The organism is Paenibacillus sp. JNU01 (genome assembly GCF_059130585.1).
This window is the reverse complement of record NZ_CP169723.1, coordinates 251681-272134: the sequence shown is the minus strand read 5'-3', so window position 1 is coordinate 272134 and position 20454 is coordinate 251681. Positions and strand designations below refer to the sequence as shown.

Here is a 20454-nt window from a genome sequence, read left to right as displayed (position 1 = left end):
GGTTGTCCAATGATGAAACTCATTCCCTTAGCCGACAATCTTCACTGGCAGATGGGTCAGTGACTGTCCCGGAGCTGAAGCGGCCAGATTATTCTCAAGATCAAAAGACTCCACGGGTTCAATCCGAGTAATCTTCTCTACAAATGCAGTCAAGGCAATACTTAATTCCATTCGCGCCAGCGGAGCACCCAGACAAAAGTGTGGACCATTACCAAAGGTAAGATGTCTTTTATTATTATGACGATGAATGTTTAACTCAAACGGGTTTTCAAACATCTGCTCATCCATATTGGCTGCACTCATCCAGGAAATGACAACATCCCCTTTTTTCAAGTCCACTCCAAGCAGTTGATTATCCTGCTTCACTGTTCGATGCCGCTTAGCATTATGAAACCGATAACGAAGCATTTCTTCCACTGCTAGCGGCACCAATTCAGGATTCTGTCTAAGTTGTTCATACAGACTCGGATCATCGTACAGGAAGGAATAGAACGTATTGGAAACCATATGGCTCGTTGTCTCAATTCCAGCTCCAAGTAAAAGCATGGTCGTGCGAACAACCTCATCTTCCGTGAACTTCTCCCCGTCAACTTCAACACTCAACAGATCCGTAATGATATCCTCACCAGGATGGGTCCGTTTATGAACCACTATAGGATAGAGAAATTGATAATACTCTTGAGCTGCCGTCTGTTTTTTCTGTTCGCTCTCCTCAGCAGTCTTCGGATTGGTGGGTTGAAACAGAATATCTACCCAGTTCTTAAAGCGATGGCTGTCTGTAAGAGGGATACCAAGCAGATCGGCCATAACCATCGAAGGCAGGGGAGCGGCCAGCGCCTGAACCATATCAATGGTCGTATTCGGTTTAATATCAGCTACGAGCTGCTGTGCAATGTTGCGAATTCGTGGCTCCCAGTTTTTCAGACTACGCGGTGTAAAAGCAGCGGATAACAACGAACGACTTTTTTGATGACGGGGAGGATCGATACTTGAAATGTTTAATTTGTCCGGAGGTGTGCCTTCGTTGTTCTTCGCTCCGACCGCAATGGTCGTTCGAGTTCCTTCAGCTGAGAAATACTCATGATTGCTTAGGACCTGCTTCACATCATCGTATCTGAACACATTCCAGGTATCTGAATCTTCGTGATAGTACACAGGATGATCGGACAACATTTTTTGAAACCAGTGAAGTGGAAAAAACTCTTCAGATCTGGTCTGGAACCCTGTGATGTCCTCAACACGTATCACTTCTTTATACATTCGAAAGCCACCTCTCAGAATAGTTTCATTGATTGGTTACATGGGTACCTGAATTGACAGTTCTGCACCCACTTCTATTTTATACCACCCGTTCATTTATTGGTATAAAACATTTGAACTAAATCACAAAAACCCCTTAAATAAGGGGTTTTATTGTATACATATCGTATATTTTATTGTCAGAGTTTCAGAAAACACGAGATATGAGCCGATTAATCGCCCAGTTTCGCCAATGCTTCCTCTAGCTGATTCAGCTGTGTAGACAAGATTTCAATCAAGTTCTGCGTCTGACTAGCCTTCTCCTTTAAGAATTGCTCTTCTGAACCGACTTTCGATGCATTACCGATTGGTGATGACTTCAACTCCGACATTTCCCGCTCGTATGTTTCTTGTTTCTCCATAGCGATTCGCAGTTCTTCTTTTGTCGTACCAATCTGATGCTCCAGATATATAATGTCGGACGAGTTCGCTCCATCGGATAAACGTTGTGAATAGGTCATGACTCACCTCTTTCCATCTCATCCATTGCTTTGCCAACATTGTACGGCTCAATATCGATATCCAGTTCCATGCCAAGAGCCAATTTGGCCAATTGACTCCCGATAAATGGCCCCATGGTCAAGCCAGAAGCACCCAGGCCATTCGCCGTAATCAGCCCCAGCCACCCCGGCACAGCTCCCATTACGGGCAGAAATCCAGGTGTGAACGGACGGAATCCAACTCGCACTTCCTGGAACGTGCTGTTTGTGAGACCCGGTGCCAGTTCCAGGCCTTTATTCAAAACCTCCTGCATACCTCCTGCAGTTACTCTTGTATCATAACCTTCCACATCATTTTCATGAGTGGCCCCAATCACAATCTTCTGTTGATCAAAGGCCAACAGATATTGATCTGACGGGGGCATAATCACAGGCCAGCGGCCTGTATCCGCCTCCTCCGTGACATGCAAATGCATAATCTGTGCCTTTTGATAGTGCACTTTAAAGTGTATTCCGAGAGGCTTCAGCAGTGTATTGGCCCACGCACCTGCACATACAACGACTTCATCTGCCAGCAAATGCTGATCATTAACACTCACACCAATGACCCGATCTGCTTCGAATTGAAGCGTGGCGTCTCCATGGACCACTTTCGCTCCATTACGCTGTGCAGACCGGATTAAGGCATCCCGCAGCGCCCGTCCATCTATACGTGCAGCACCGCTAATATGTACCGATTGATAACGTTCATCTAGCAATGGAAAACGATCACGGGTTCCTTTGGCATCAAGAGGTGTAATCTCACCAATCTCCGGTGCATCTGCTTTTCGAAGCTGTGCCCGTTCTTCCATTTTGTTGATTTTATCCTCATCCGTATGAATGCTGAGCGCGCCCATTTGAGCATATCCGGTTTCCGTTTCTCCTTCTTCCTCAAGCTCCGCTATGATACCAGGATAGAATCGCGCACCAGCCTTGGCGAGCTGATACCAGTCCTGGTTGCGTCGCTGTGACAACCATGGACAGATGATACCGGCTGCTGCATCGGTTGCCTGTCCTATATCTTTTCGATCTATGATGATTACTTCTGCGCCCCGTTTGGCTAATTGATAGGCTGTTGATGCCCCCAGAATACCCGATCCAACTACGATGACTTTCTTCATGTTTGCATCCCTTTCCTTAATCACTCATCCGTTATAGCGTATACTGTTTCGCATTCTGTTGGCAAGGCAAGCGTACTTTCAGGTCCATAAATGGAGACTGATCTGACTGCGGTTCATGCTAGTCCATCCAGATAAAACAGTTGCATCGTTTTTTTGAAAACGTTTTATTATCACTTGCCATTCAATTAAAATTATTCCATTTATGTAATATAATTCATTCTAGGTTTCTTTTAACTCTGTAACCACGCCACTTACGCACATGATCCTTTAACGAAAAGAGGAATAACACGACGATGCCGAAACCTAGCATGGGGAATCCACTGGATACCGATATGCCGCTCATGATTACAGGGCAAAACCAGTTGACCGTTGATGAATTGATGAATTGGAGCGACCATTCACGGGATTACAGCATTGTACAGTGCATCGGAGGAACAGGGCGAATCGCAGCTAAGAATCATGAATTTTCGATCAAAAAAGGGACAGCTCTCATTTTGTTTCCGGAGGTAACATACCGTTACCACAATCTGAGTGATTCATTACGATTTGATTGTCTGTCTTTCAATGGCTATTTATTACCACGATTCTTGCATACCTTGCAGATCGGGGAGCTGCGCGCCTTCAAGCCGGATGGAATGCTTCATATCCTGTTGCATGAAATTACGTTGGCGCTGCAGTCCCGGCACAAGGATCAGATCTGGCACGTATCCGCATTACTGTACATGCTTTTGGTCAGATTAACCATTGAAGGTGAACGCTATAGTGCTTACGAACGTTCCAATGCCCGATTACGGTTGGATGAACTCATTACTTTTATCAAACAAAATTATCATCAGGATCTCTCTCTCCCCATGTTGGCTGAGCAGATGGACGTGACCGAACAACACCTGAATCGGATATTTAAAAAAGAATTCCAAATGACTCCATTGGAGTATTTGATGCGATATCGGTTGTTGAAAGCCAAGGAAATGCTTATTGAAAATGATGCAACTACGGCTCATGAAATAGCGCATGCCGTTGGATTTAACAGTGCCAGTTACTTTGGATCGGTGTTCAAAAAATACGAAGGGATCTCCCCGATCGAGCTACGCAAGCAATATCTGGATTAAAGAATCTCCATATCAATCTCGGCCAGCGAGGATAACCGCAGTTCATGCATGGCGAATTCCAGACTACGCGTTACCTCGTTAGGCACGATGATGCAACGAATACCTGCGGCGTTGGCTGCCTTGAGTCCGTTAGGAGAGTCTTCGAACACAATCGCTTCCGAAGCCTCGATTCCCAGACTCTGGAGAGCAAGAAGGTACAGTTCAGGATCAGGTTTGACTCGCTTCACATCTTCTGATGTATGAATGACTTTGAAATAATCAAAAATGCCTAATTTCTTCAAGTAACCATGAACCCAGTCCCGTGTGGAGCTGGAAGCAACAGCAAGCTGAATCCCCTTTTCCCTCGCAGACTGAAGCAACTCATTCACCCCTGGAAGAATAGCCGCCTGTCCCAAATAAGCTTCGTATTTCTGTTCTGAGAGCAGTTTGATATGCTCATGATCAATTTTTCTTTGAAGCGCCTGCTCCAGATACAAAAAAGGATGAAATTCCTCAAAGGATGTTCCCACATTTTTCGACCATAGGTCCAGACCAAGTTCAACACCGTGCTCTTCATAGATATCGCGAAACGCATAATACCACGGCGTCTCTGTATCCACAATGAGTCCATCAAAATCAAATATGAAAGCTTTTACCATGAACCTGTTCTCCCTCCAATGATCGGCCGGGGGAGCGGATTAGAAGCGTGCAGTCAAGTCCGGACGAGTAACATTGACAGACAAAAAGTGACATGTACAGCCCGTTCCAGTCGGCGATTGTGCAACTAATCCAGCTCGAAGTTCCCCTTGTGTCGGCATGCCGAAATATCGAATTAGTTTCCACTCTTCCCCATCAGGAGAATAAAAGAATGATATGCAGTCCTCTACTTTGCGTATACGCAGATAGGGATTAGATACAGAGACTTCAACCGAATTACAATCATCGGATGAACCATCACGTGTGACCACCGACACGATGGTAGGTGCTTTTCCATCATACTCAAAACAAATTTTACACCAATTGAGATCATCCGCCATGACCATCAGGCATCCGGAATCGTATTGATTTTTCATATCTACGGTTAACTGGGTTGTGATTTCGAAGTCGCTAGGTACAGGCATGGACAGGAAGGGTGCAGTTGCACGAATATGCTTGCCCGCAGGGTCCTGGAAAAAGTCAGTATCCGCTTTCGCTTCCACCACCACACCTCCCTGATCCGTGTAGGACCAGCTCTCGGGCTCGTTCATCCAGCTCCACTGATTCCGCGCTTCTGTTGTCATTATGTTCGTCATTCCGTATCCTCCCAAGTGAAGTTAATTTTTAGTTTTTTCTGTACTACATATTCGATTTACATACAGAAAACCCCTTCTTCTACATATTTTTGTAAGGTTTCAGCACTTGGGAGTGCTTTTGTGGATCAGGCAGGAAGAACATGATGATCATGAGTACGATGTATAGACCAAGAATGACACTGAACAACAGCGTTGGATTGTGATGGTAGAGCAAGCCCGTCAGGTAACCCGATGGAATCGCTGTTAACGTCATAACCGTCTGCACAGCCGAGAACATGTCGGCTTTTTCATGCGTCCCCAATCGGTTCATCAGCAGGGAATCTCGATACGTCTGCAAAATGAAGTTACCCGCAGCGAGCACGATTAGCGTGAGAAACAACATGCCTATATTCCCCACCGGAATCAACAGAAAGAGAATGGCCCCCGCCGTACTAAGCACAATGGAAAAACCAACATACTTCTCTTCCGAACGCCGTTTCAGTCGCGGAATAATGACCAGATAGAGCAGCATGACGGTTACCGCAGTCACCACTGGGATAAACGAAATGACACGGTCATCGAATTTCAACTGTTCCTTGAAGAAAATGACCTGAAAGAAATTCAGCTGCAAAATCAGATTCGACAACACCGTAATCAGAATGATCGGGAACAGTCTTCGTTTATAGAACGATTTGCCGAACAGGCGCAGACTTGCTCCCAAGCTCTGAAGCACGCGGGTTTTACTATGCAATCCCATAAGTTCCTTACCAACCTCGGTCTCATCCGTGTATCGATTACGAATGAAGAACATGGCCGTCATGAGGATGCCCCCGACAAAGTAAATGCTGGCCAGTGTAGGTACAATTCCAAAATCAGCTATAACAACTCCTGCAATTGGCGTAAGTACCCCGGCTCCTGTAATAATCATGTTGAGAATAGCAAATACCTTGGATCGTTTGTGTTCCTCAACATCCTCTATGATCAGACAGTTAAAGGCAACCGTTACAAACTTCGATGTTGCGTTAAGCAAGTAGGCGATCAGAAACAGCCAGAAGTTCTGGGAGAAAGCCCAGATGAACATGGGAACACTCCAGGCAAGCAGGTCGAAGATCAGCGTTGTTCGTTTACGCCCCAGCTTATTGGTAATGGAACCCGCAAACAATTGAAAGATAAAAGCAAAATAAAGATTCACCGAATTGATTAAACCGATTTCGATATCCGAAAGTCCGGCTTCCTTCATATATAAAGGAGCGTAGAAGAGAACGATCGTGCCCGGAATGGCCCATACCGGTTCGAGTAAAATGGAGTAGCGTGGATTCTTCGGCAAATCTTGAAGCAATTTCAATCGATATCCCTTCCTTCTGCGGTTTTCACCGCTGCGAATTCCAACTTCTCGCAGCGGCAAACCCGCTAATGTCTACATGCCTATAGTACCTCTTATAGGATAAGAGCTGTTTTGACCGAGTTCATCGGCAATTTCTCTCCAGTATGCATGTCATAACCAATCGTTCCATTAAAGGCTCGTTCATAATCACTCAGCAGTTCTTTGGCTGTCACCATTTGTTCCAGCTCCGGGATGCTTTGGGCAAATTTCAGTGCCGTGCTGATCATCGAGTGGTTAGCAACTGCACCGATGATACTGATGCCATCATTAATCACGGCTGTTGATTTGAAAGTCACCTCATAGCTGTCGTCATATCCCATCGGAATAATCTTTCCACCTTTGGCAATCATCTCAAATCCCACATGAAGCTGGTTACCAACCGCGTCCACCACAATATCAAACTTCTTGTTATTATTGATCTCGTATACTTGATCCAGTGTCAGATCCTGAGGATAGAACACATGATCTGCGATCCCTGAAGCGAACTCTTTGCGATATGGATCAACTTCCGTGCCTACAGTAAGCCTTGCCAATCGTTTACTCACAAGCTGACACAGGGAACCGATTGCACCCGAACCGAGGACCAGCACAGCGTCGCTTGGCTTAGTCCCTGCTTTCATGAACGTCTGAAGCACACATCCCAGTGGTTCGATCATCATGGCCGTTTCCCAGCTCATGGAATCCGGGATGGCATAGATATACTTTTCGTCCCCAACAAAATATTCAGCAAAGGTTCCATGTGTCGTCATCCCTACTTGATAGTCATCAAAATTCTCGCAGTAGATGAACAGACCTTCACGGCAATAGGAGCAGGTTCCGCAAGATTGCGTGGGATCAACCAATACCCGATCGCCAATCTTGAAACCGCGAACTTCTTCACCCACCTCAACAACGGTGCCCACACCCTCATGACCGATAATCGTGCCTTTATTGGCAGGTACTTTGCCTTTGACAATGTTCAGATCTGTACCACAGATACCTGAACCATAGATTTTGATTTTCACCTGGTTTGGCTTTTGAATGGTTGGCTCCTCAATCTCCTGATATGTCACCTGTTTGAGATCCTGATATACGAGTGCTTTCATTGAATATTCCTCCTAGTTGATTGTAATTTCTAAATTATGGATTAGACTTCAAACGTTTTCGATAATTGCATCGAATGGAGATGTTCCTGCTTCTGAATCTCTTTCCAGTCTGACAGGGTCTGTAACAGTGCTTCCTCAACCCACAGCAATTCTTCCCGTGTATGGGCATCCGAGAAAATAAAGTAACCTTTGGTGAAAATGCCGAAGTGAGCCATTCTCTTCACCATGAACTCGCGGAAAGGGTCCGTTTGAAAGTTATCCTCGGCCAAGGATTGAATGCAGAAGCTCGCATACGTCCCCTTCACTTCCAATTGATCCGTTAATCCAAGTAACACAAGTTCAGATGCCAGACGATCCATAATCCGGGTTGCCGGATCACGCCAGGTCGGCCATACTTTCGCATTTTTCATTAATCGTTCACAGGCAATGGCTGCCGCGAGCGCTGTTGTTTCGCTGGAATGGGCATTGCTGAATCGGACTTGTCCCGACAGAGACATCAAGTGCTCAGGCCCCAAAACCGCTGCGAGCGGTAAACCGTTTGCCATACCTTTGGAGATACAGAGCAGATCAGGCCAGATGTCATATTCTCCTGCTGTAGCCTGTTTGCCCATTCGAATACCGGAAGTGACCTCATCAAATATGATAATGATGTCCAGAGACCGACATAGGTTGACGACTTCCTCCAGTGCGTCCTTTTTCCACTCGTTGGGACATAAAACAATACATGCGATATCCTCGGGAGATGAGGTAATCTGGGCCTCAATTCGCTCTGCAGTAGGTTTGTTGACCCAGATCGTTGAACGCTCGATATCTACTGGAATTCCCCGTTCTTTCGTCTGGCCACCATAATAACCGTATGCGGACCAATCATGCCACCCATGATAAGCCGTCGCAATAACCTTGCTCTTGCCACTTGCGGCACGAGCAAGTCGTACGGCCCCACTCACTGCATCCGCACCACTCTTGGTGAAGCGCAGAGACGGATAACGACCCTCGAACCGCTCCAAAATTAACTCGGCGCATTCAAGCTCGATGTCGGCCGGTACCGAAAAGCTTGTCCCTTTTTTCAGCTGGTGAATGACGGTTAGTTGGACTTCATGCCTCGCATGGCCCCAAGACGCCGTACCCATGGCCATTTCGCAATCCAGCCATTCATTACCGTCGATATCTGTAAATCGGGATTTGTAGGCCTCTGCACAGCATATGGGTGTATGCCCCGGAAATAAACGTTCAGGTGCTTTGGCTAAAGTGCTGCATCCGCTCGGAATTACCTTTTCGACTTGCTCCAACCACTCCAGATTACGGGTAAATCTTACGGCACGATCGAGCGTGCTCTCTTTTTCTTTCACCTTAAGTACCTCCCTGTTTATTTTCGTTGTGCGTGAATTACCGTACTTTGGTTCCAGGCCAGCATCCATCGTAGATGCGATCCATCGTAATTACATTGCCATACAGATCAATGATCAGATCCTTGGCTCGATGAGCATGTCTCATCTCTATCCAGTAGCGGTTCTCTAATAAACGGGCGAAATTGTCCACCAAGAACAGTAACCGATTCTCACTATGAATCAGTTCCTTACCCAGTACCTGTGGCAGCCAGATGGCCCCGTTGGAATTGAAGCGATTGGAATAGTCACGTACCTCGGTTACATTGGCAAAGTCAGCTTCCTCCAACTTGGTCCAGAATGTATCCGCATCACTGCGAACCTCGGCAAGGTCAATGCCAACAATCGGCAGATGCTGGTATTCAACTTGACTCTCTAGCTGCGCTTTCAGATGACTGAAAACGAAAGGCCACACATCCGCCTCGATTTGACCGCCCCACTTTTTCCAGAAGCGTGCCAGATTGTTCTTGCGGTTGAAGTTCCGGTGAATGCCGCTGCTGCGTTCCCAGTGATAGGCTTGAATATTCGGATTAATGACTGTATCGTATCCGGCAGCTCGTGCCCGCATCTGATAATCAAAGTCCTCGTACCCGTTAAAGAATTTCTCATCGAGGTTGCCGATGGTCTCGTAGACCTCCCGCTTCATGCCGAACATGGCAAACACCACCAGTTGAACAGAGAAGGTTTCTTTTGGGATATCATCAGGGGATGCGTTCAGGAACAGGTGACGACCGATGGTGTCTGCAAAAGCAATCCCGCAGTGCTGTACACCTCCGGTTTGCGGATACAACAGAACGCCTCCAATCATGCCGATCGTAATATCGCTGTCCAGTGTCTCTTTCATCATCGGTTGCCAGTTCGGCTCTAGAATCGTGTCAGAATCCAGGAAGAAAATGTACTCTCCCTTGGCAAGACTCAGTGCGCTATTAATCGACACGGCGCAACCGAGTGGAAAATCATGCTGAAGAATCTCGATGGTCACACCTTCTTTTACTTCTTGCTTCAGTTTATCCAGATGTTGAAAGACTGCTGAGCCGGAACCGTCGTTGATAAAAATAATCTGAGTGGATGGGCTTACCGTCCGGAGCAGTGAATCTGTGAACAGGTTCAAAATGTTATAGTCCTGGTTGACTGGCACAATAATGGTGTAAAGCATGGAATCCCTCCTGATTTGGGTTGATGGAATGAGTACTTGAGCTGATTCTGAACTGGATAATTGCAGGTCGTTCTGTCCGTCCCCCTCGCCTGAATATTTTGTCTTTATTTGGTAATGATTTGAATCTACTAGAAATTTATATCATTTTTTGTAAACTTGAAATCTTAAATTCTGAACCCTGTTAATATTTGAATATTAGTAAAAATCAAGTCCATAATGTCTGTACACTGGGGAAAGCTGTTGCAAACGCAAAAAAACACCCTCAAGGAGTCTGCATATCTAACGATACGATTGACTGTTTGAGCGTGTTTTCACTATTAAATTCTAATGTTTTTCCTTCTATTGGCGCTGACCTAGTGCTGCTTAAACCCATTATAAAACGTGTCTACTACAAGCGCTGGAGCTGCTTTTCTCGCGATATGACCACTTACAACCTGCTGCCATGTCAGGAACATGATGGAGTACAGCACATCGACAATCCAGGTTTTATCAAGATCGGAGCGGAAATAACCTTTCTGCTGTAACAGACCGACCGCATGCAGTACCGGTTCTCTCAGCTTCAGATCTGCTCCCTCAATCTCTGGATTATAGTTAATGGTGGTGTCATGAGCCAGGAAATATATTTTGTCGCCTAATGGAATCAGCGCCTCGATCAGCTCAGGTATGTACTTTTCACAGTGCTCTTCATCCAGTTGAATTTGTTGCATGGTCTCACTGACCACCTCGATTGCCCGTAATCCCAGATGAACCATGAGTTGTTCGCGACTTTCCACATATCGATGTAATGTAGCGATCCCGATTTTTGCAGATTCGGCAATTTCATTCATGGAAGCATTCGGTTTTTCAATCAATAATTTGGTGGCCTCGTCCAAAATGGAATTGAGCCTGGTTTGTTTGATTGTGGTCATTTCCTTTTTCATTGGTATTACACCTCTTAGCGAGTATAGTTCAACAATTGATCTATTTATCCATCATATGATTGGATTAGACTATAAAATTATAGCATACATTCTCACCATATCGAAGTCTGAACGTTACACGCTACCTGCTATACTCTTGCTGTACATATAAAGCTTAAAAGCCGCCATTCGGCGGCTCTTAGCATCGTTACCTTTTAACGCAGTCTGTTGCTGTTGCTCATAGTTCAATAATTTTTGTTGCAATATTGGTACAAAATTCACGATCATGCTCTACAAAAAGGAGGGTCGGTGTATATTCCAGCAGCAGGTCTTCGATCTGCATACGTGAAATGACATCTACATAATTGAGTGGTTCATCCCAAATGTGCAGATGAGCCCTCTCACTAAGACTTTTGGCAATGAGCACTTTCTTTTTTTGACCTGCACTAAACGTTGAGATATCTTTATCCAATTGCAGTCTGGAAAAATCCAACTTTCGAAGTATCGATTTAAACAGGCTCTCATCTATCCCCTGTATCGCCGCGTACTCAGATAATTGCCCTCCGAGATCAGACGTGTCCTGCGACACATACGAGATTTTAAGCTGATGATCCTTTTGCAAAAGTCCTGTGTAAGCAATATCTTCACCACAGATCAGTTTAAGAATGCTTGATTTGCCAGATCCATTTTTACCGTAAAGGGCAATACGATCTCCTTTTTCAACCGTCATACTGACATCCTTGCACACCGTATTGGCCCCGTACGATATCGACACATGTTCCAATTCGACAAGTTCATTCTTGTGAAAATCCAGCTGATGGATCTGCAGACGTTCTGCACTCTCGATATTTTTGAGAAGTTTAGACTTATCTTGAATCGCAGACTGCTGCCTTTGTTCGATATTTTTGGAACGTTTCATCATTTTGGCAGCCTTGTGCCCAATATATCCTTTATCCACTTTGGAACCGGAGTTTCTTGTACCATTTTTGGTCTTCTCGACTTCATGAGACCATCCACCAGTCCGTTTGGCAGAATCGGATAAACGCTTGATATCTTTTATTAATTTCTCATTACTCGCAAGTTCAAACTGATCTTGCCTTCTTTTATTTTCCCACCAAGCGGAGAAATTGCCTTTCTGAATCTCGATGTTGCTCTTATTGATGGAAAGGATATGGTCTACACTTTGATCCAGGAAGGATCGATCATGAGACACCAAAATAAATCCACTCTTGCTGCGGAGATAATCACCTACGATTTGTCTCGCATGAAGATCAAGATGATTGGTTGGTTCATCAATGAGCAGAAACCGATTGTCCTTCAGAAACAAGGCAGACAGCATCACCTTTGTTTGTTCTCCATTGGATAACGTGTCGAAAGGCCGATACAATACATCTTCCGACACCTTCAACAGGTTAAACTCGCGCACAACTTGCCAGTGCAGATATTCAGGATGAATCTCGCCGATGACATCGATTGTCATGGCTTCCTTATTCTCTAACTGGAAAGGAAAGTATTCAAAGCTAACATTCGCAGAGATATGTCCGCTGTATTCATATTTACCGAGCAACAGATTGAGGAATGTCGTTTTGCCTCTGCCGTTCCTGCCGGTAAAACCCAATTTCCAATCGGAGTCTAACTGAAAACTAACATTTTCAAATATATTATCGTAACTGCCATCATAGGCAAAGGTCAGGTTGGTAACGTTAATTAAAGACATGCTGATCATCCTTTTTATGTGAAATATAAAAGTAAACTGACGGGATTTCACCATTGAACCTGGCATGGATTCCCTCACTTTAATATTTGAACATAATCAGAATTTAGATTCGCTTATACGATAAAGAAACCTGGCGATATAACCTTCAGCGCCAAGTAGATCTATGCATAGGAGGATAAAGTGTCGGATTCTGATTAGCTATATTGTGAACCATGCCATTGTTCAAGTTCGTTGACAGGTCCACATAAACATCTACAACCTCTAATTCTGTCATCCCTTTATCACCCTTTCGAAGCTTAAAATTTAATACAGAAAACTTAACATGGAACAACAACACGGGTCAAGGCGAGAAAGCAGATAGAGCCTCATCGCACAACCAACTTGATTAATATAAGTATCCTAAGAAATCTAGTTCTCCTTCTTCCCATAGCCGGCTTCCAACCTCTTTAATCATTAACCCCTCCACCTTTTGAGTCCCTACTCCAACTGTGGTTAAGGTTTCATGATTAATTTTCAACCACTTACATGTGTTGCTTACCGTTTTGAATCCATTTTTGCGATACAATTCCTCATGATCCGCAAATAAAAGGACAAAATCAACACGCTCTTTAGCCATCCTCTCCACTTCGGAAATTAACAATGAAGCGATTCCTTGAGAGCGAGCAGCTGGAGAAACACACAAATCGATGATCCCCATCACTCTGATCGGTGTTCCATTTAAATTCATCATCCTGTAATCCAGTCCCACTTGCCCAACGAGTTGGTTATCTGGGGTAAATGCCAATACCCTACTCTGTGGTATCTGCTTAAAGAACAATCTGTCTTTCGGATAAACTTCTGGAAAGCTGGCAACAAGTAATTCCTGAAGAAGAGTTGACCATTCTTCACTTAGTTCCACATCATATGTTTTAATTAATTTCAAAAAAAAATTCCTCCTAAACCAAGTGATTCTGTCTTTTACTTTCGTTATAAGTCCAAAGACAATAACAGCAACAATAATAATTAATGTGACGGTCATGATAAACTTCATTTAGTTGAAACTTATGTTAACTACTTCTTGTTTATATCTATTATTCCCTCCTATTTTCTTAAATGTGAAAGCTTTATAGTCAAAAAGCCGCCTTAACGGCGGCTTCATGCTGCGTATGTTCAACTCAATCTACTTTCGCACCATGCGAGCGCACCAACAGAACGGCTTGTTCACGATCCAATCGTACCCCTTTGATATCCAGTGATTTCAGATCGATACCTTCCAGATTAGCCCCTCTTAGATCGGCCCCTTGCAGCTTGGCTCTGCTTAATACGGCTCTGGTAAGATCACAGTCTCTCAAATCCGCTTTGGTGAAATCCGTGTCCGTAAAGTCAGCTTCAAAGAAACGAATTCCTCGCAAGTCCTGTTTGCCTAATCGGGTATGTCTCAGATTCGTATAAGACCAATCGCCGTGACTTAGTGTAATGCCATCCATTTGCGCACCCGAAAAGTCCGATCCTGTCATCTTGCAAGAACTGAATTTGGAAGCAAATAGATTCGCACCACCAAATAAGCAATTTTCAAAAGCCGATTCTGTATGAATTGATCCATTCATGGAAGCCCCTTTGAAGTCACACTCAATGAAACGGCAATTACTTGTTTCGATTTCTTCCATAGAAGCGTTCATAAATGTACATTGTTTAAAAACACAACTTATAAGTTCTCCATAGCGCAGATCACGCCCCTCAAAATGTACTGCCTCATATTCCTGGTCCTTATATTGATACACTGGTTACACCCCGCATTATATATTTCTCCGTCTTTCTTCATTAAAAGAACTTTTTATACTATACCACACCCCTGTCAAGTACCTGCTTAAACACCACTGAAAGTCAAGTATCTTTTTTTGTTAAAACAATCTTAAAACTACAAAAGGAACGCAATAAGCGTCCCTCCATCCCACACCATCGAATATTCCAATGTGTGCTTAAGTATATGAATCTGCCATTTCTTTATCTATTCGTATTAGAGAAACACTATACCAGTATTTTGGACATTCGGTACAGGGAAAGCGAAGGTTTGTTGATTTCCCCCACTCTCTGGTATCCCAGACGTTCATACAGTTTAATAGCTAGTAGATTTTCTCTTTTGACTGTAAGTGAAGACTTGGAGAAACCTTGTATTACAGCTTGCTCCTCTGCAAATTGAATGAGCTGTGTCCCTACACCAAGTCCTCTGCTCTCAGGCAAGGTAGCCAATGTCCCGATGTGGTATTCGTCGTTCTTCGCCTCTTTTAATGTCACCATGGAATAGAACTCTTTCCAATGCTGAAGATTATACTTAATCAGGCTCCAGTTCCGAAGTTCAAACAATTTGGTGAACGTTGGCAAAGCGAGTTTGTTCATTAGAGTGGTCGGATAACACATGATCATGCCCAGCGTTTTGTTCTGCATTTTGGCTTCATAAGCGTATTCGTGACTGAATCGGTTTCGTTTCGAACGCCATAACTTGTTGAAGGTTTTTTCTATAATGCTTGTATCTTTGGTACCCGCAAGCGAATAGGCCATATATTCAAGTGCCATCTGATTCAGTTGCCCGCCGACCAAGGACTGTGGACTGGCTTTTATTATAGAAATCTTATTCATCGTTGTCACTCCTCCAGGTAGTTGAAATTGGACTACATCCTCACATCAGGTTGATTGAAGGATATGCCCTCAACGATGACGTTCACGGTTTCAATGGTCAGACCAGTCAGTTGTTCTACATGCACTCTCACATTGTTTTGCAATTCCCTGCAGACTTCATGTACTTTTGTTCCATAACGAACCACAACCTTTAAGTTAATCTCCAGTCTGGATTCTATATTGCGGATTGCTATGCCATTTTGCAGACTTTTCCCACTCCACTTTTTGGTGATCCCTTCTACAAATCCTGTCGACATGGAGGAAATCTCACTGGTCGTATTTGCAATCTTGCCGACAATTTTGGAGATCACATCATCCGATATTTGAATTTTCCCCAGAACATTTTGAATGGACATCCCATGTCCTCCTTTTCACATCCATCATTTTTGATAGATAATAATATCATTTAATATAAATATAAATCATACAGAGTTCGATTTCAACTTTTTGAATTCAGTCGTCCACATTTCTAACTGTACATACCAAAAAAGCCGCGATCACGGCGGCTTCTGTTGGTCATACTATGGGAATTTCAATTGAATAAGGACAGGAATGCGGGAGGATGACCCGGTGTCTGTTCTCCCTTCCTCTGCTGCCTCGGTTTCTTCTACGTGCACGATCCATTGCCTGCCAATTAACGATTGCAGTAATTCAATCTCATGTTCAGTCAGATGAACATGCTTCAATGACAGATCGTCTTGAACATAATCCCGATCCACCTTACGGTCAAACCGGAAATCGAGCAATCTCTTCAATGCGTTAATATGCAAAAACTTGAACTCATAACCTTGACGTATCGCCATCTCCCAGTCGTCTCCGATATCAGCTGCTGTCTGTAGTCTTTCATCAAAATCCATCGCGGGTTCTTTAACCAGAGGCAGCAACCGGGAAAAGTCACGACGTTGCAACCATTCAATCATGTTCTCCTTGGTTGCACCACTTGTCAGTACATTCTCTACAAGAAGCCCTACAGGAATGGACAACTGAGTTCGACTCATTTCTCGCCCTCCTCATTCCCGAGATACTGATTGAACCAGGCATTCACCTGTTCGAAGCTATCGATCCGCAGTGATGGTTTACCGCTTTTGAGCAAACTGTGATTGGAGCCCGGATAACGGATCAGCTTGGTCTTTTTGCCATATCGTTTTAACGTCGTATATAATTCTTCCGCTTGCGCAATCGGTGTCCGATAGTCCTGTTCCCCGTGCATGATCAGAAGCGGCGTCTCAATATGGTGTGCATGGGCAAGAGGTGAGCGAGACCATAGGAATTCAGCGTTTTCCGCCGGATTACCTCCAATGACTCCCTCCACATAGGAAATACCAATATCGCTCGTTCCGTACATGGATAACCAGTTAGAGATACATCGCTGGGTTACAGCAGCCTTGAAACGGTCCGTATGTGCTACGATCCAGTTCGTCATTACACCGCCATAACTGCCACCTGCGACACCCAGACGTGATGCATCAAGGAAATCATACGTAGCCAATGCATAATCAATAGCTTCCATCAGATCCCGGTAATCGCCTCCTGCGAAGTCACCACGGCAAGCTCTGGCAAACTCCTGACCGTATCCCATACTTCCGCGAGGATTGATCCACAGCACAGCGTAACCTTGCGCAACAAGTGTCTGCATCTCATGACTGTATGTTCCCGTATACATCGCATGAGGTCCACCATGAATTTGAAGTATGAGTGGTAGCTTCCCATGGTTGCCACGTATTGCCGGAGTAGCTAACCAACCTTGAATCGGCCATCCATCGGAAGACTTAAACTCTACACGCACAGGCGCATTTACAACTAAACCCGCCATGAATTCATCATTTCGCCGGGTGAGCCTGAACATCTCACCACTATCCATATTCACGCGATATAACTCTCCAGGATGTTCATCAGTCAACGCAGCGATAACGAGCGACGTACCATCTGGCGTTAAGGTATACTGATACACATCCTTTTCACGAGTGCCCGTCACCGATTGACAAACTCCATCTTCTTGAATGCGATACACGTCCACATTCCCGTAATGCGTTCCGAGTACATATACACCACGTTCCGGATGATGGATATCCGAGACAGGAGAAGGTGATGCACCTGCTGACTTCATATCTCCCAGTGCTGCGTTACCAATCTGCATATCTAACTGTGGTGCAATTATCCTGGGTTCCCCCCGTTGAACAGGGACAGCGTATAAGTTGTTGTGGCTCCCGCTCCCATACTCACGATCACTGGCGATCAAGATCAGCTGCTGCCCGTCCGGTGAATAGGAAAACTGGCTAATTGCCAGACTGGAATCCGTCACTTTGAAGAGCTTATTCTCTCCCAATTGAATGCTGTATACATCTGTAAAGTACAACAGATCCGCATCAAGTTCCTCATCCTCCACTTGCTTGGATATGAAGGAAAGATACTGGCTATCTGGCGACCATGCCGGAGCACTGATATTCCACAGCCCGGAAGTTACCTGCGTGATCTCCCCGCTGGCGATCTCATATACAAACAAATGGCTGTATTGACCATCCCACCATCCAGCCCCTTCTGCCTTCGGCGTTGTACGCTCAAAAACCTTACCTCGTAGCGCAGGTGCGGACTGCTGTTGGGGATCAGCTGTCTTCTGTTGATCCTCCGGTTGCACTTTGCTGGTAAACGCAATGTAATGCCCGTTCGGCGACCAGATATAATTCAATATCTTACGTGCGGGAGAGATCAGCATGACAGACTCTTTTTTATCCGAATCGAGCACCCATAGTCCTTTACCTCCATCCACAGAGCGAATGAATGTGAGTTGTGTGCCATCCGGCGACCATGCAGGCGAAGAATCCTTCGTACCATCTGAAAGTGCAATATCTTCATCACCATCGAGCGAAATCCCTCTTATTTGCGTGTTATATTCGTTTTTATCCTGATCAATGGTTTGTTCCACATAAGCCACTTGTCCGTTCGGGCTGACAACAGGCTGACTTATCCAACGATAGTGAAGCAGATCCTCCGGCATAATTGGTCTTTGATTCATAATGATGGCTCCCTTCTCCGTTTATTTTTGGGTTGTCTCCGTACGTGGATCAAGCACATCACGCAGCCAATCTCCAAGGAAAATAACACCGAGTACGGTAAAAGTAATGGCTAGTCCCGGGAATGTAGCGACCCACCAGCTTGTTGCAACATATTGTCTGCCATCACTGAGCATACCTCCCCAGGATACATCAGGTGGTTTGATGCCCAGACCCAGGAAACTGAGTGAAGCTTCCATAATAATCGTCGTGCCCACATTCATCCCACAGATCACGATAAAGGACGAGAGGATATTCGGCAGAATATGTTTCACAATCAGTCTTCCGTTCTTCGCACCGATCGATCTGGCCGCATGAACAAAATCCCGCTCCTTGATACTAAGTACCTCACTTCTGACCACACGGGTGAATGGAACCCAATTCGTCACCCCGATGACAAAGATTAGCGTTGTAATACCCGGACCAACAATCGCCATCACAACGAGCATAAATAGAATGGTTGGGATCGCCATGAAGGCATCGCCTACACGCATGATGATGGCATCCAGCCATTTCCCGTAGAATCCGGATACCAACCCCAAAATGGCGCCAATGATGCCTGATACAATCACGGCACCCATCCCCACGATTAAGGAAACCCGAGCACCATATACAATTCGGCTCCACATGTCTCTGCCCAGATTGTCGGTCCCCAGCCAGTATTCGGCCGTTCCACCCTCAAGCCATGCAGGCGGTTTAAGGCGATTGAGCGGATTCACTGCCGCTGGATCATGACTCGTCAATAGAGGTGCACCTATGGCGATTAACACCACCAACAATACAAGCACAGCACCAAACATTCCGGTCTTGCTAATGATCAGTTGTTGCCAGATATAACGAAATCCCGTTGGTGCACGCCCATTGTCCTGTCCCTGTTCTGTACCCGGAATTGGCATTTCATTGCTGCCTGTCATATGATTGCACCTCCTTCTAGTCGTATTTGATGCGCGGATCAAGCAGCCTGTAGGCCACATCCGTCAAGATGTTGATTACCACAACGATAAAAGCAATGACAAACACCGCGGCCTGTACAATCGCCATATCATGTGTGTTGACTGCAACGACCAGCAATTGACCCAGTCCAGGCCAGGAGAATACCGTTTCCGTAATCAAGGTTCCCCCGATCAGACTTGTAAACTGCAAACTCATGATCGTCACTACAGGAATCAAACCATTCCGAAACGCATGTTTCACAATGACAACCATCCGACCCAGTCCTTTGCTCCGGGCTGTTCGAATATAGTCCTGATTCAGAATCTCTAACATGCTGGAGCGAATCAGCCGGGTCATCTGCGCGGCCAGTCCAACGCCAAGTGTGAATGCCGGCAAGATCAGATGTGACAATCCTCCGCGACCGGATACCGGCAATACACCCAACATGACGGAGAACAAGAGGATGAGCATGATCCCCATCCAGAAGTTTGGCATGGCCTTACCAATGACGGATATTCCAGAAATGATGAGATCGGTAAACGTATTGCGTTTGACAGCTGAAATGACACCAAGTGGCACAGCCATAAGTACAGCAAAAAACATGGCGGCTACTGCCAGTTCAAAGCTGGCAGGCAATCTCTCCAGCACTAGCTCTAATGCAGGCTGATTGTAGCGAAAAGACTGACCAAAGTCTCCCTGGATCGCACTTCCCAGAAACTTCACGTACTGCGTATATAAAGGCTGGTCCAAACCAAGTGCCTGCGTCAAGACAGCACGATCTTCAGCGGTAGCCGTTTCAGGCAACATTAGCGCAACCGGATCACCGGTGACTCGAACCAAAATGAACACAATTAATGAAACAATGAATAGCACCGGAATGATCTGCAGTAATGACTTAAGTACGTATTTGCCCATTCCTTGTTCACCTCCCT

General features: G+C 45.2%; 20 protein-coding genes. 1 reads left to right on the top strand and 19 read right to left on the bottom strand.

The features are described 5' to 3' along the window. Positions 1 to 27: 27 nt before the first annotated feature. From NLBNIHML_RS01045 to NLBNIHML_RS01035, 3 genes are all read right to left on the bottom strand, one after another. Positions 28 to 1260, bottom strand: a complete 1233-nt coding sequence (locus NLBNIHML_RS01045; RefSeq protein ID WP_494353547.1) for a cytochrome P450 — start codon at positions 1258 to 1260, stop codon at positions 28 to 30. A gap of 212 nt (positions 1261 to 1472) precedes the next feature. After that, positions 1473 to 1760, bottom strand: a complete 288-nt coding sequence (locus tag NLBNIHML_RS01040) for a hypothetical protein (protein WP_494353546.1) — start codon at positions 1758 to 1760, stop codon at positions 1473 to 1475. Then, complete coding sequence (locus NLBNIHML_RS01035) at positions 1757 to 2899, bottom strand: NAD(P)/FAD-dependent oxidoreductase (RefSeq protein ID WP_494353545.1); 1143 nt, start codon at positions 2897 to 2899, stop codon at positions 1757 to 1759. The genes NLBNIHML_RS01040 and NLBNIHML_RS01035 overlap by 4 nt, the downstream gene beginning before the upstream one ends. Positions 2900 to 3192: 293 nt before the next feature. Here NLBNIHML_RS01035 and NLBNIHML_RS01030 point away from each other — a divergent pair, with 293 nt between their 5' ends. Next, positions 3193 to 4008: an AraC family transcriptional regulator gene (locus NLBNIHML_RS01030; protein WP_339242443.1), complete on the top strand. Its 816-nt coding sequence runs from the start codon at positions 3193 to 3195 to the stop codon at positions 4006 to 4008. Here NLBNIHML_RS01030 and NLBNIHML_RS01025 read toward each other — a convergent pair. The 16 genes from NLBNIHML_RS01025 to NLBNIHML_RS00950 form a co-directional block, all read right to left on the bottom strand. Then, positions 4005 to 4646 carry an HAD family hydrolase gene (locus NLBNIHML_RS01025; protein WP_494353544.1) on the bottom strand — a complete coding sequence of 214 codons (642 nt, stop codon included), beginning with the start codon at positions 4644 to 4646 and terminating at the stop codon, positions 4005 to 4007. The genes NLBNIHML_RS01030 and NLBNIHML_RS01025 overlap by 4 nt on opposite strands. Positions 4647 to 4685: 39 nt before the next feature. Next, positions 4686 to 5279, bottom strand: a complete 594-nt coding sequence (locus NLBNIHML_RS01020) for a DUF1349 domain-containing protein (protein ID WP_339242439.1) — start codon at positions 5277 to 5279, stop codon at positions 4686 to 4688. Between the two features lie 79 nt (positions 5280 to 5358). Further along, positions 5359 to 6603 (bottom strand): MFS transporter, encoded by a 1245-nt coding sequence (locus tag NLBNIHML_RS01015; RefSeq protein ID WP_339242437.1) that lies wholly within the window; start codon positions 6601 to 6603, stop codon positions 5359 to 5361. Positions 6604 to 6695: 92 nt separating this feature from the next. After that, entirely contained in the window at positions 6696 to 7727 is a 1032-nt protein-coding gene (locus NLBNIHML_RS01010) for a zinc-dependent alcohol dehydrogenase (RefSeq protein WP_339242435.1), read from the bottom strand. Between the two features lie 41 nt (positions 7728 to 7768). Further along, on the bottom strand, positions 7769 to 9076 hold the full coding sequence (locus NLBNIHML_RS01005) for an aminotransferase class III-fold pyridoxal phosphate-dependent enzyme (protein WP_494353543.1): 1308 nt from the start codon (positions 9074 to 9076) through the stop codon (positions 7769 to 7771). Positions 9077 to 9113: 37 nt separating this feature from the next. Further along, complete coding sequence (locus NLBNIHML_RS01000; RefSeq protein WP_494353542.1) at positions 9114 to 10268, bottom strand: glycosyltransferase family 2 protein; 1155 nt, start codon at positions 10266 to 10268, stop codon at positions 9114 to 9116. Positions 10269 to 10621: 353 nt separating this feature from the next. Continuing rightward, a complete protein-coding gene (locus NLBNIHML_RS00995; RefSeq protein WP_494353541.1) occupies positions 10622 to 11188 on the bottom strand; it encodes a TetR/AcrR family transcriptional regulator in 567 nt (188 codons plus the stop codon). A 217-nt stretch (positions 11189 to 11405) separates the two neighbouring features. After that, entirely contained in the window at positions 11406 to 12884 is a 1479-nt protein-coding gene (locus tag NLBNIHML_RS00990) for an Lsa family ABC-F type ribosomal protection protein (RefSeq protein WP_494353540.1), read from the bottom strand. Between the two features lie 385 nt (positions 12885 to 13269). Beyond that, entirely contained in the window at positions 13270 to 13806 is a 537-nt protein-coding gene (locus NLBNIHML_RS00985) for a GNAT family N-acetyltransferase (RefSeq protein WP_494353539.1), read from the bottom strand. A gap of 232 nt (positions 13807 to 14038) precedes the next feature. Beyond that, positions 14039 to 14644 carry a pentapeptide repeat-containing protein gene (locus NLBNIHML_RS00980; protein ID WP_494353538.1) on the bottom strand — a complete coding sequence of 202 codons (606 nt, stop codon included), beginning with the start codon at positions 14642 to 14644 and terminating at the stop codon, positions 14039 to 14041. A gap of 247 nt (positions 14645 to 14891) precedes the next feature. Further along, positions 14892 to 15500 carry a GNAT family N-acetyltransferase gene (locus NLBNIHML_RS00975; RefSeq protein WP_339242422.1) on the bottom strand — a complete coding sequence of 203 codons (609 nt, stop codon included), beginning with the start codon at positions 15498 to 15500 and terminating at the stop codon, positions 14892 to 14894. A gap of 32 nt (positions 15501 to 15532) precedes the next feature. Next, positions 15533 to 15895: an Asp23/Gls24 family envelope stress response protein gene (locus NLBNIHML_RS00970; protein ID WP_339242420.1), complete on the bottom strand. Its 363-nt coding sequence runs from the start codon at positions 15893 to 15895 to the stop codon at positions 15533 to 15535. A gap of 165 nt (positions 15896 to 16060) precedes the next feature. Further along, complete coding sequence (locus NLBNIHML_RS00965) at positions 16061 to 16537, bottom strand: hypothetical protein (protein WP_339260987.1); 477 nt, start codon at positions 16535 to 16537, stop codon at positions 16061 to 16063. Further along, positions 16534 to 18552 (bottom strand): S9 family peptidase, encoded by a 2019-nt coding sequence (locus tag NLBNIHML_RS00960; RefSeq protein ID WP_494353537.1) that lies wholly within the window; start codon positions 18550 to 18552, stop codon positions 16534 to 16536. The genes NLBNIHML_RS00965 and NLBNIHML_RS00960 overlap by 4 nt, the downstream gene beginning before the upstream one ends. A gap of 21 nt (positions 18553 to 18573) precedes the next feature. Next, positions 18574 to 19503 (bottom strand): ABC transporter permease, encoded by a 930-nt coding sequence (locus NLBNIHML_RS00955; protein ID WP_339242414.1) that lies wholly within the window; start codon positions 19501 to 19503, stop codon positions 18574 to 18576. Between the two features lie 16 nt (positions 19504 to 19519). Further along, positions 19520 to 20437: an ABC transporter permease gene (locus NLBNIHML_RS00950; protein ID WP_017688654.1), complete on the bottom strand. Its 918-nt coding sequence runs from the start codon at positions 20435 to 20437 to the stop codon at positions 19520 to 19522. Positions 20438 to 20454 lie beyond the last annotated feature (17 nt).

Coding starts and splice junctions, on each gene's coding strand:
- NLBNIHML_RS01040 (WP_494353546.1), bottom strand. CDS start 1,760: ATGACCTATTCACAACGTTTATCCGATGGAGCGAACTCGTCCGACATT.
- NLBNIHML_RS01025 (WP_494353544.1), bottom strand. CDS start 4,646: ATGGTAAAAGCTTTCATATTTGATTTTGATGGACTCATTGTGGATACA.
- NLBNIHML_RS00960 (WP_494353537.1), bottom strand. CDS start 18,552: ATGAATCAAAGACCAATTATGCCGGAGGATCTGCTTCACTATCGTTGG.
- NLBNIHML_RS01035 (WP_494353545.1), bottom strand. CDS start 2,899: ATGAAGAAAGTCATCGTAGTTGGATCGGGTATTCTGGGGGCATCAACA.
- NLBNIHML_RS01010 (WP_339242435.1), bottom strand. CDS start 7,727: ATGAAAGCACTCGTATATCAGGATCTCAAACAGGTGACATATCAGGAG.
- NLBNIHML_RS00950 (WP_017688654.1), bottom strand. CDS start 20,437: ATGGGCAAATACGTACTTAAGTCATTACTGCAGATCATTCCGGTGCTA.
- NLBNIHML_RS01000 (WP_494353542.1), bottom strand. CDS start 10,268: ATGCTTTACACCATTATTGTGCCAGTCAACCAGGACTATAACATTTTG.
- NLBNIHML_RS00990 (WP_494353540.1), bottom strand. CDS start 12,884: ATGTCTTTAATTAACGTTACCAACCTGACCTTTGCCTATGATGGCAGT.
- NLBNIHML_RS01020 (WP_339242439.1), bottom strand. CDS start 5,279: ATGACGAACATAATGACAACAGAAGCGCGGAATCAGTGGAGCTGGATG.
- NLBNIHML_RS00970 (WP_339242420.1), bottom strand. CDS start 15,895: ATGTCCATTCAAAATGTTCTGGGGAAAATTCAAATATCGGATGATGTG.
- NLBNIHML_RS00955 (WP_339242414.1), bottom strand. CDS start 19,503: ATGACAGGCAGCAATGAAATGCCAATTCCGGGTACAGAACAGGGACAG.
- NLBNIHML_RS01045 (WP_494353547.1), bottom strand. CDS start 1,260: ATGTATAAAGAAGTGATACGTGTTGAGGACATCACAGGGTTCCAGACC.
- NLBNIHML_RS00995 (WP_494353541.1), bottom strand. CDS start 11,188: ATGAAAAAGGAAATGACCACAATCAAACAAACCAGGCTCAATTCCATT.
- NLBNIHML_RS01030 (WP_339242443.1), top strand. CDS start 3,193: ATGCCGAAACCTAGCATGGGGAATCCACTGGATACCGATATGCCGCTC.
- NLBNIHML_RS00975 (WP_339242422.1), bottom strand. CDS start 15,500: ATGAATAAGATTTCTATAATAAAAGCCAGTCCACAGTCCTTGGTCGGC.
- NLBNIHML_RS00965 (WP_339260987.1), bottom strand. CDS start 16,537: ATGAGTCGAACTCAGTTGTCCATTCCTGTAGGGCTTCTTGTAGAGAAT.